General features: G+C 43.5%; 8 protein-coding genes. All 8 read right to left on the bottom strand.

Annotation, left to right across the window (positions count from 1 at the left end):
- On the bottom strand, positions 1-4,549 hold a 4,549-nt coding region (locus AB6D58_RS13450), incomplete at its 3' end, for a conjugal transfer protein TraG N-terminal domain-containing protein (RefSeq protein ID WP_372157519.1).
- Positions 4,550-4,552: 3 nt separating this feature from the next.
- The gene (locus AB6D58_RS13445; RefSeq protein ID WP_170964548.1) at positions 4,553-5,959 is read right to left on the bottom strand and encodes a conjugal transfer protein TraH; all 1,407 of its coding nucleotides are present in this window, start codon (positions 5,957-5,959) and stop codon (positions 4,553-4,555) included.
- Entirely contained in the window at positions 5,946-6,473 is a 528-nt protein-coding gene (locus AB6D58_RS13440) for a hypothetical protein (RefSeq protein ID WP_136987106.1), read from the bottom strand. Before AB6D58_RS13440 ends, AB6D58_RS13445 begins: the two co-directional genes overlap by 14 nt.
- A gap of 152 nt (positions 6,474-6,625) precedes the next feature.
- Positions 6,626-7,573 (bottom strand): conjugal transfer protein TraF, encoded by a 948-nt coding sequence (gene traF / locus AB6D58_RS13435; protein ID WP_136987107.1) that lies wholly within the window; start codon positions 7,571-7,573, stop codon positions 6,626-6,628.
- Positions 7,574-7,576: 3 nt separating this feature from the next.
- Entirely contained in the window at positions 7,577-8,122 is a 546-nt protein-coding gene (locus AB6D58_RS13430) for a hypothetical protein (RefSeq protein WP_136987108.1), read from the bottom strand.
- Positions 8,123-8,156: 34 nt separating this feature from the next.
- Complete coding sequence (locus AB6D58_RS13425; RefSeq protein WP_136987109.1) at positions 8,157-8,786, bottom strand: hypothetical protein; 630 nt, start codon at positions 8,784-8,786, stop codon at positions 8,157-8,159.
- 271 nt (positions 8,787-9,057) lie between these two features.
- The gene (locus AB6D58_RS13420) at positions 9,058-9,552 is read right to left on the bottom strand and encodes a hypothetical protein (RefSeq protein WP_136987110.1); all 495 of its coding nucleotides are present in this window, start codon (positions 9,550-9,552) and stop codon (positions 9,058-9,060) included.
- A gap of 3 nt (positions 9,553-9,555) precedes the next feature.
- Positions 9,556-10,602 (bottom strand): ParM/StbA family protein, encoded by a 1,047-nt coding sequence (locus AB6D58_RS13415; RefSeq protein ID WP_136987111.1) that lies wholly within the window; start codon positions 10,600-10,602, stop codon positions 9,556-9,558.
- Between the last annotated feature and the right edge of the window lie 1,096 nt (positions 10,603-11,698).

Here is an 11,698-nt window from a genome sequence, read left to right as displayed (position 1 = left end):
TACCCGTTTGAGCCGCCGACTGTGGTGCTGAACTTTCAGGGCGTGAGTTCGTAGGTGCTGTCTCATCCACTTTCTGCGGTGATGCACTTGCCACTTGAGCCACCGACTGTGGTGCTGAACTTTCAGGGCGTGAGTTCGTAGATACAGTGTCAGAGGTCTTCGACGTCTCTACCGTTTCGGCTGATTTATTATCAGGAGCTACCTCTTGATTGCTTTGCACTTGGGTACGCTGATTATTACTGTCCTCTGGCTGTAATGGGCTACTAGGTAATGCGCTAACAACCATTGAAGCTAGTTTGGAGAAACCTGTTTGATCATTGCCTTGGGTTTGTTGTGTCGTTTTTTCCTTTGAATTATTTGCCTCTGTTGGTTGCGCATCAGGTTGGGTATTTTCTGTTGAAGCAAGCATCTCCTCTTTCTCTTGCAACGACGTAATTGCCTGATTAGCGGTCATTTCACCTGAACTTACAGCATTGAACAGTTGAGCTCCTTCTTTTACAGAAATCGTATTACTGTCAATGGAGTCAAAGATTTGTGATTTCTGTTCGTCACTCATACCACTGTTCTCTGATGCCTCCATAAGTGCCAAGCTTTGCGCTGCAGTTTCAGCGAATTTTGTCATTGAACTTGGTACTGGTGACGGCTCATTTGACGGTACAGAACCCGGCATTGCTGTGTTCGCTACGGTGTCATTAACACCCGTTAATGGAGTTGTTCCGTTAGATTGGCCCTCTTTAATTGCAGCTTCATTTTGCTCTTTACCTGTCGCTTCAAGTTGTGACAACTTCACTTCATTCGGTGTATCTTTAGATGCGTGGTAAGCTTTCTGGTGTTCGGCCACATCCTCTATTCCAATCTGCAGATAATGTTTAGATAACAATTTGCCATTTACGACATCGTAATTCTTATTGACCTCAGATTGATTTGATAGATTCGAAACTTGCTCATCAGTAAGGGATGTACCAAGTGTTGAGGCAACATGAGCAACGTTGTTGTAATCAATGTCTCTGAACCCGTCCTCAGAGCCACCCATAAACAGTTTATAGTCCTCTAACGCTTCCATGGTGTATTTGCCCGATGCAAGTCCACCGACTTCTTTGGCAAATGACTCATCCTCAGACATTTCCGTTCTTAGTTGTTCTATATTCCCAACCGCATTATTGTGATGCTTGATTTCAGTGTCACTGAGTAGCCCATCTTTATTGAGCGTGTTCTCATCACTGGTTAACGCGATCACAGCGGCGCCATATACACCTTCGGAATTAGTGGTGAGTCCAAAATCACGAGCACTTGGGCTAGTTGCAATTTGTGGTCTTGTTAGTAAATCAGCACCTTTATTCAATGGTGATTCTAAGTGCTTCATGTTTTCTGCGGCAGGCTCTGATAGCTGTTGCGCTGTCGCAGAGTGAAACTGAGAAACTAGCCCCGCTGCAATGTCATTTACCAATCCACCACCATCTTTCGCAGCACTCTTAACTTCTTGAGAAATTGGAGTTGGATTAACTGTATCAGTGGCAGTTTTAATGGCCTTAATTTCATCTGTTTTCTCAGGCGCAACTTTTGATGCATTGGCGCGAGCCTTATCAACATTTTCCCCGTGCTCATCTTTGATATTTTTGGTGGTCAATAATGTACCAACCTCACCCAGTCGTTCATCTCGTGTTTTCTCAAAGCCTTGCTGGTGTCTTTGAATTTCTTCCGGAATGCCTGCTACGGCTGAGTTGCTGGTGGTGTCTTTCACAGACCCTAAATTGTTACTCATCGTGGCAAAGTTTTTCGACATATCATTAAGTGCTTTGTCACCAATCAAGAAGTCGGCTTCATTGAATTTCTGCGAGATATCCATCAAGCCCGATTTCATTGAATTAATGTCTTTAGCGGTCGCCACTTCTTGATATTGATTAACCATTTCACTTGAGAAAAGTACTGCTGCTGCACGACCCACATCTCCGTGATAGTATTTAGATGCATCACGTTGTATTTGGAGGTTTCGGGCCTGAGCATTGGCATCAACGACTCTACGCTCCTCTGGGCTCATGTTGGCCATCTCACTTTCGGTGTTATAACCATTAGCCACCCACTCTTTAAATTCCTTATTGTTTGCCGCATTTGTAAAATTGGTTGAATAATTTTGATTCAAACCTTTTGCAACACCCAATGCGTGTTGCGTCGTTTCTTGGAATTGTTTCGCAGCTGTATAACTTTTCAGGTCTTGAATAGCATTTTGTCCCGTTTCGCCCCAACCTGTCGTTCTTGAAAGACCATGAACCTTTTGAATCGCTTCTTGACTAGTATATTGAGCACTGGTGCCGCCTTGTTCACTGGTCACGTAACCTAAGCTTGCCTGCAATGCCTCTGCCTCACGTTCCGTAAGGTTAAACCCGCCTTCTGCGTTAACCTGAACTCGGCCATCAAGACCAACCGAGAAATCACTTTTGCTTCTTGAACCCACTCGGTTTGTTTTTCCGGAACTCTTGTCATTACTCTTAGTGTCAGTAACTTGGACTCTTTCTGTTTTTGAATTGCCCTTATCTTCTATATGGCTAGTTCTCGTCACGGGGCCACGTCCGTGTCGTCCTGCAGCCTGAGAGCCCCCCTGCTTATTCGACATTGTTTTATTATTTTTTGCATTACTGTATTGGGTAGAGTCAGAAGCTTGAGTCGACGTCTTTGCACTCTCAGAGTTTTGCTGTGTTGAATCCTCTCCACTTCCCCAACCGAAACTTCCGCTACCCGAGCCACCACCACCCATTACTAACTTACCCATCAATTGAGTAATTTCTTGAGTATCTAGATTGGTGTTTTTCTGTAAACCTTCACGCACCTGCGCTGCAAATTGAGCATTTTCAGAATATTGATGACTATCACTACCGTTCACACTTTTTCCTTTTTGAATCTGCGTCATAAGCTGAGAAAGCTTGCCCCATGACTGTTGATGTGAAGCTTGGGATGATTGAACTCGCGACTCTGCCATACTTGATGTAAGGGATAAGTTACTGGTCATATTCGACATACCACTGAGTGTTGGCATGTTTTGATCTTGAATTTGATTTGTTGAATGAACCACACCGTTATCACCCATAGTCCAACTGTGATTACCCATTCTGAGTGAACCATTTTTGGCACCAACGGCAATATCTGGTGCGACAGCACTAGGATTAACATGTGCGGTTCCCCCGATCTTGCCAGCCATACTCACGGTTGCGTATTCGCCACCTTTCAAAAGCATATAAGCCAACATAGGAACCATTGTCGTCATGTAAGATGCGGTCGCTATATAACTTCGCGCTTCGGAATAGAAATTGGACAATCCCCCTATGGTGTATGCTGTTTGCTCAGTGATCGACGTTTCCAACGCATTTTGAATAGACCAATCGAGATAGAAGTTAATCAGAATCATCACAAATGGATACAATCCAACTAACACTAAGAATCGCATGTATGACGCGGCGATCTTAAAGCCCCCTTCACCAAAGATGATAAAGAAGGACATAAGTGGTGCAGCAAACCACACGAACGCTTCAAAAAATGAGATGGTGGCAGGGGCCATTTCAAGCCACAAGTTTCTGTCACCTGCCATAGTGAAAAGACGCTGTTGTTTAGCTTGATATTCCATAGCGTCAACAAGTTGGCCTCGTGCAGAATGACTAGCATCTAACCCCATAGCGTTCTTTTTGACGTGATAATCAAGGAAGTTATTCATTTGAAATGTGTAGCTGTCCATTGATGCAGAGCCCAACTGCTGAAGTGCAGAGCTTACTTGTGTCGCTGATATGCCTTTCGCTTCATTTAACTCATCGAGTCCGTCTGCTAATTTCGATTGGTCATTATCAATGTATGCGCTCAGTGCAGTGTAAGAGTCTTTACACGACATGAATGACGGTTGCCCTTCAAGATACATGTCGATGTACCAAATCGTTGAGCTGACCTCCATCGCGGCCCAAGCATCGACATTCGTCAATACATTGCCAACCTTCGCCTCTTGATAGGCTCCACCAACTTCCATGTCTTTGAACAAACAGCCATTCATGTAACTGTCTATGCTGCGTATGAAATCACTATCTGCATGCCCAATAGTACGAATATTCGGACTATTTACAGACCCTTCGATAGCCACCAGCGTTCTAAGTGCGTCTAAGTGTGTGCCTGAGTTCTGGGGCATCACAAAGATGTCACTCAAAATATCGATAAACGCGATAGGTACTTGAGTCGTTACAGCTCCACCGATAGCCAAACCAATAGGAATGTCAGTAAAATACGCTGAATCACCCGTACCAGCATGTTCGACTACAATGTCGACTCTCGGGTAGAAACACAGCATCCAGATAAGATAGCCCTTGCACACTGTTCCTAAGAATTCACCACCAATCTGACCCTTTTCAAAGAATTGTTTGAAGGCTGCAACGAAGAAGGAAAGAACTAATCCAAGACCGAACAAGTAGTTAGGCTGTCCAAATTCACCTGTTGATTGATCGAACGCCATCGACAAGCCAAGGAAAACTTGTCTAGCCCAATCAAAATTACCAATGGTATATATCAGAAATTCCATGACTTAGTTCTCCATACTCTTCTCGACTAACATATGCAAACGGTTCTTAGAGTCTTGTTGTTCATAGTGGCGGTCCACAATGTCCATCTGTATGTTCAACATTCCTCTTGCTTCTTTTATGTAGGCTTGGGCATTAGCATCGCTGTCGGCTTTAGCCGCGATTGCAACCGCATCCAAATACGCACGAGCAGATGTGAAAAATTGCATCGCAAAGTTGTACGCGTATTCATTAGCAATTGCCTCGTAGTAACCTTGGACCTCTGAACTTTTTCTGTATTTGGTCGCGAGTAAAGCTATGTAGCCATATACATCCATACCGCCACCCTGTATCACTGCTTTTTGAGTAGGACCAAAATCATTCGCACCGCGAGCACCTGTTCGATAGACCTCTAATACGCCTGCGGTCCCGTCTGTCGTTCCGTCCAACGCTTCTAAGAACTGTTTGTTCAACGGCCTCCAATCAATCGTTTCCTGAGTAATATCGAGACATTTAGAGCTGGCCACAGTATCTGGGTTACCGTCATTACACTTGAGCCTTGTCACTTGTTCTTGAGTATCAAAGCCACCAAAGGCGATATCTAGCAGAGTCAATGTCGCAGGAACCGGAGTTGTCGCAATTGAAGAAGTTTCGACACCTTGGCGGTCAGGGTCAGTGTTATCAGCAACATCTCGGATCTCGGTCCCAACTAGTGACATGACGGTTTCCGAAAATCTAGGGAAGAAGTCAGCGGCACCAACATTCATTTTTGATGTTCTCATGCCGTTAATTAGCAGGTTACCTGTCAGTAATTCCTCACCATTCTGAACTTTTTGGGAGAGCTCAAGCAATGAAGTGCCTGGGGCTATGTTTTGAAACCAATCAGCTGAATCTGTCGCAACACCAGTTGAGTTTGCGGCTTGACCGATTGCTAAAGCATCTCGGATTGATTGTTCATATGGGCCGACCGCGTTGGCCATTAATGCCTGACCCGCTTCACATGAGTTCTTGAAAAATTTGTTCCATTCATCCATCGCTTTTTTCAAGGCTTTGATGTTTGCAGCACACGTCGGACACAGAGCATCTAAAGCTAGGTTGAAGGCATACGACGCACTACCCGCTGCAATTTGTCTCATTGAGTTTTGGAGCATCCCTGTTAAATCTTTGATCATTGAAAATGAACCCAGATTAAGGTCGATTCCGTTACATCCGGCTTTCATCGACGGAACTTGAAAGTTCACGATATTTGGATCATGACTCTTAACACGGTATGAAAAAGAACCGAGTGCGATGGCGTTTTTATTACTGGTTTCGTAGTCGACAATACCATGACCTGTCGAGTACCCATTGAAGACGTCTTGCATTGGGTTGGCCAACACATTCATAGAGCATGTCAGCGAGGCGGCAACGATAAAAGACCTAATACGTTTCATAATTGATTGCCTCCTGCGCTTGTGCATTGACATTCTTTGTCAAACTTTTCTGTTGGTCTGATTCAGGCGAAGGGATAAACGGCAACACATTAAGTACCAACTCCTTCGCAATTTCGTAGCTGTCTTCAACCACTACTCGCTCATAAAACTGATATTCACTTGGTTCTAGAGTTTGAGGGTCAATAAGGTGAAGCTTGGCGAGTTCGTAGCTTGCTGACTCTGCAGAGCTATAAGCGGTCAAAGCTTCAGGGACCTCAAGAACGAGAGCTTCATAACGCAAAACTGGGAGCAAACTTGAATAGAAATTAAGTAGGCTGACTTTCAACGCGTTGATGTCGCCTTTATTCGACGTAATAGCGCCAAATAGCCGCTCGTAATCGGGCATTTCTACTATTTGTCGAGTCGTCGATTGATGGGAGTTGGTAGTGTTTGATGACGTAATCACGGGCTTTTGTGACTCGTTAGCCATCACTAATGTACTGAATGTCAGTAGAACCACTGGTATAAGCTTCATGACCATATCCTGATAGAGAACTAGGATTAGTGTTACTTAACGCCAGTGCAAAAAATTCAAATAAGGAGCCTTTTTTCGGTAATTAACGTGCAACTGATATAAAAAAGCCTGCTCATTAACTAATGAACAGGCTCCAATTAACCGCGATAAAGTTAGTAACCTTGCTGTGCCTTGAGGTTCGATTCTAAGATTTCAACTAGATAGTTTGCGTCTGTTAAGGCTCTTTCTTCATCAATATCTTCAAATCGTGTAATTTGCTGTAGTGACTCAACTGCCGACGCGTCGTTAAATTGTTCTTCTGAAATCACATTGGCCGTCTTTGCCTGAATAAGAACCAATCTGACTATTTCACTTTCAGTCACAATGCCTTGTGAAATGGGCGCTACGAACTCACCGGAATTACCGACTAAAAACAAAGCAGGCACTCTTTGAACGCCTAGCTCTTTATACTTCTGCTTGGTATCCGGTTGATACTCAGGAAACATACCATTTTCCATTGGCGCTAAATCGATGCTGATCGCATTTACATTAAAGCCATATTTGCTCATGAGGCGTTGGACAATTGGTGCTTGGCGTTTACAGTAATCACAAGTGCTCTCAAAAAAGAACCATAACCCCGCTTGTTTTGCTACTTCTTGAACCACTTCCTGTTCTGCACGATTCTTAGCTTCATTCTTAGCATTAAGAGCAAAACTCGATGTTGGCCTTGCTTGTGTTTCATCAAGAAGAGGGTTATTGATGACATCTTGCATCCACGCTTCCCTAAAAGCAGTCGCCTTGTCCATAATCACACGTTGCATGTATCGGGCTCGTTGGATGTTCTCCGGACTAGGGTCATTAATTGCTTCACCAACAAACTCCATAAAGTGCGCTCGAATCCATTTCGTCGACATAGGTTCAGGACCAGATTTTGCTGTACTTGGAGGGGCAATAGGGACTGGTGGAGACACGGGCTTTTTGGGTTCTTCTGGTTCAGGCTCCCCATAAAAGTGCCAACCTTGAGCGGCACTTTTATCATTGACGAAATTTGCATCTGCCGTCGCGGTAGCTGCAAATGCAAGGGCGCATAACATCGATAAGCCTAGATAGTTCGATTTCATAATCTATACCTCAGCGGCTTTGGCTTTACGACGATTTCTCGCTCTTTCTGCACGACAATGAGCACAACCAGTACCAGGTCTTTCAGTGTGGCCAATATATTTTGTCCCACACTCACATTTGAAAATGTGGATCGTACCGTCACCGATACGATGAAGGAGTTGAACAAATCGATTGAAATTCACGTAAGCACGTATGTCTTCACTCGATTCATCAAATACTCTTGCATAAGCATCAAGCATCTTGTCGATATTGTTTTGAAGCGGCAATTTTACTGATGGGTCATTGGAGAGGATTGAATAATAAGCCCAAAGCTTATTCGAGATGGGAAACGCTTCCGGTACTTGATGAAGAAAGCTCGCATCTTTACCCATTCTTGATTTTTTAAAGTCTGTCTGCATTCGGCCAAGCTCATGTTGAGCAGACTTAGGCACTGAACCTAAAAGGTCTTTAATTGTGGCTGCGTTTGCACCAAAGCGTACAAGATCGAGTGCTCGCGTCTCCAATTTCAGCGCCATTTGAGACGCTGTGGATAATTGTATCTCGGACATATGACTATCCTTTCAAATTGTGAACAGACTGAATTTAGATCATATCGGTCAAGGTACGCATACGAATGCGTTCTACGCCGACATTGTGACTTTGAAATTCATGAGTCTCTAAGGCATTCAACATCTCAGCTTCAGTACCTTCGTGAAATACGAAAGGATTTATACCGGCAGATGTGAACCTGACAATTTGAAACAACTCAAAACTAGCAAACTTAATGATTTCTTGTTGAGTTGCCATTAGCTCAATCATCGCAGAATGCGGATCTGTTTGAGCGAGGTTGTGCATTGCGAGAATTAGTGATTGGCACTGAAAACTCATCTCATCGGTAGAAGGTGTAGATTCAGAAGTGACATTGAGATAAGCGTTCAATCGTGTTCGATAATTTTCAAACTGGCCTGTTTCAATTGCGGTATTGAGAACCGATAAACCTGTTTGTTTAGTGCAGCCAGAACGTAATGGGGCAAGGGTAAAGATATGGTGCTGCATCTCTGCAAACTTCTCTAGAGTATCGGGCTCGATACTTATAAATCGATCTACGTCGATGTTAGTCAGAAAGTTAATTTGAGCGGAGCATTCTCTGTTAGTTAAAACAGATTGGTGTGCAGCTGACAATATGCGAGCGGAGATTGCACGCACGGCTGCCATGTGGCCTAGACGTTTCATAAGTAAATCTTCCATGCTTTTACGCGGTTTGAACGATCCCAACATTGACCTTTCAAACACCTTACTAAGCTCACCACGAGCGTTGTTAGGTTGCGTTTACAGTATTGACGTTGTGTTCATTTATACGAAATTACGAATTCCATAATACGCAATTTGTTTTAGTGAACTCTTGGATTATTGCATAAATGTATAAAATCACAACAATGATTACAAAAAACATACACATTCTCAACATTAACCCTTGACTTATTACAAATGTACTATTTCTAAATCAACTGATTAATCCGCTTGAAGTCAAGTTATCAACCAGTTCCGTAGATACCAAATCTGCTGGGTCTGTCTGTGGTGATTTAGCTTCAGGTATCTGTGGAGAATTTTGGGAAGAACCGTGTTCGTTGTTGGTGTTCACGTTACCCAAAAATCGATTAATAATTGCTTCACCGGATTGGTGATATAACAGCCCCAATTGGAAAAGAATTGGGAGTAACCAACTTCGGTTTTCACAATGATTCAATTCGCTTAACAAAACTGGGAAATCACGTTTAGATATTCTAAATCGCTCATTAACCTTCTCGCCGTTGAACGGCATCGTAAGCTCAACTTGTGATGATATCTTTTCCCAGTTCGACTCGTGCAATCGCTTAATCACTGCGCCTTTGTTTAGTATTCGTCGCAACATGATGCGCTTAAACTTGGGACTATCGGGGATCTCGATAGCTCCCCTTTCCACCCAAGTCGACAGGTTAACATCGATACTATTACTCATAAGCTACGCAACCTTGTTTGAATTAACACCCGCGATTTGTCTAGCTAACTCAGCAAAACCAAGGCATACAGCAACTTCATGTTTCTCGACTAACTTCACAGTATGTCTCGGAAATGCACGTTCTAGCGCTCTCGCGAAATCGGGAGCTGGACCACCAGACACAATAAACTCTTGTATGTCTGATGCTTCACCAAGCATGTTTGTAAGTAAATCGACTGCTTCATTGCACAAACTGTCAATCAGCGGCAAGCAATCAAAGACACCATCAGCGACAGGGAAGTCATACGTTTCAGCAAATATTTCGAGCTTTTTCGTGTTGAATGCCTTGTCTACCAATTCGGTCCCGATGGACGTACCCAAAACCTCAGACAGGTAGGTGCTCAGGCTTCTGAGAATTTTCCCCTGACCTAGTTCGAATGCCTTTGTACGTTCTTCGTCGATTGTAAGCCCCGTTGAAGTCAAGAAGTCGGTTGTTCCATAACCTGGGTCAACAGTAACTCTCGCTCGGTTCCCAAGCGCCTCCATAATCCCGCAGTTCATTTTCTTTGCTTCAGACTTTGCATGATAAGTAAGTGCGCCAAGTGGCTGCGGCAATACATGTGCCTGTTTTACTCGGATCACTCGCCCATCCACATGATGTTCACCAATCATAAAATTGAGTAGTTCATCTTTACGATCAAGTTGGTTTAATGGAAGACCAGCCACCAGCAAGTCAATGCAATCCGTTTTTAATAGACTTAAGCCACCGATAAACAGCGCCTTGTAAGCCGGACTTGAGATGTAACGTTTATTAAGAAGTCTTTCGTTGGCGTCAGCTGCTTTTGACAAAACTCCCGGCCCCACTTCATAACTACTTCCGTCAATGTTCACTAAAACCGTATTTCGCTGAGTTGTGCCAAACGATTCCAGTCGCTTCAGCTCTGTAGGATTCACCTTTACAGCTCTTGATGGGAAGCAATGGTAATAACAGTGATCGCCTGTTATTTCAGATGCAACGCAGGTGGTTCCAAAGCCTACATCTATCGCTGCAACTTCCAGTTGTTTGTTCATAATCAATCACTCCGATCATTTGTCTTGATGTCAAACCTAGTGATACACAAAAATTGATGATGGTTTAGCAATTAGTGAGGGTATTTTTCATGTTTATTGTTAGCTGTTGAAAAATATCGTGCATGAATCGAATAAAATTGTATTGCGTATGAGGAAAATCGAGATGCTTGGGAAATATTGATAAACACCGTAATAAATCGGTTAAGAAATGACATTTGTAGAAACAATTGAAAAAAATTGCATAACATCGTTTCTATTTTGGTGGGATTGGGAATTGTATGGGAAGATTTGCGCGTTCTTGAAAGCAATTAGCCAGAAATCGAAAATCGTTACTCAAAAGAACGTCCATCAACCGACATACACATTTTGAGCGGTATTGTTAATCCTTATTTTCAATGACGCGCCTTAACGAAAGTAATCTAGTTCTGATCATCACTGCTAATCAACCACCATGAAACGACAGTTCGTTGCAGAATTTGGCATCACTGTCCCTACATATATCAATGGTGGTATCAAAATTCGACTAAAATTGAACCACCAAAACATTAGCACCTGCTAATGAATGAGATGTCTGACACCCCCCTCAATATATGTAGGGAATTTGAAAATGAGGATTTTATGAGTGTGGTGGACATATCTCCTACATATACATGGGGTGGTATCAAAAAGACGAAAAAGTGACTGGTGACAACGAAAATTCACACGAAAATTCAGCCTTTCGTCATATATTAGTGGTGGTGTACCACCCTCCGTATAGTAGTATTATAAAGGGGGAGCTAAAAAAAAGGCTCCCGCCAAGGGAGAGGTCGCTGGCGCATGGCAATTTAGAAAAGACCCTGCCCGAGAGTTAATCATTGACTGTGACACCCTAAGAATCGGAATCGACCCTGCCCGAGCATCAATCATCGACCGTGACACCCTAAGAATCAGAATCGACCCTGCCCGAGAGTTAATCATTGACCGTGACACCCTAAGAATCGGAATCGACCCTGCCCGAGAGTTAATCATTGACCGTGACACCCTAAGAATCGGAATCGACCCTGCCCGAGCATCTTTCATCGACCGTGACACCCTAAGAATCAGAATCGACCCTGCC

The organism is Vibrio sp. 10N.239.312.D08, assembly GCF_041466145.1.
GTDB lineage: Bacteria > Pseudomonadota > Gammaproteobacteria > Enterobacterales > Vibrionaceae > Vibrio > Vibrio crassostreae_C.
This window is presented reverse-complemented; position numbering and strand designations above follow the sequence as displayed.

Bases quoted from the DNA above. Each gene is read 5' to 3' on its own strand.
- AB6D58_RS13420 (WP_136987110.1), bottom strand. From the start codon at position 9,552: ATGAGTAATAGTATCGATGTTAACCTGTCGACTTGGGTGGAAAGGGGA.
- traF (WP_136987107.1), bottom strand. From the start codon at position 7,573: ATGAAATCGAACTATCTAGGCTTATCGATGTTATGCGCCCTTGCATTT.
- AB6D58_RS13430 (WP_136987108.1), bottom strand. From the start codon at position 8,122: ATGTCCGAGATACAATTATCCACAGCGTCTCAAATGGCGCTGAAATTG.
- AB6D58_RS13445 (WP_170964548.1), bottom strand. From the start codon at position 5,959: ATGAAACGTATTAGGTCTTTTATCGTTGCCGCCTCGCTGACATGCTCT.
- AB6D58_RS13425 (WP_136987109.1), bottom strand. From the start codon at position 8,786: ATGAAACGTCTAGGCCACATGGCAGCCGTGCGTGCAATCTCCGCTCGC.
- AB6D58_RS13440 (WP_136987106.1), bottom strand. From the start codon at position 6,473: ATGAAGCTTATACCAGTGGTTCTACTGACATTCAGTACATTAGTGATG.
- AB6D58_RS13415 (WP_136987111.1), bottom strand. From the start codon at position 10,602: ATGAACAAACAACTGGAAGTTGCAGCGATAGATGTAGGCTTTGGAACC.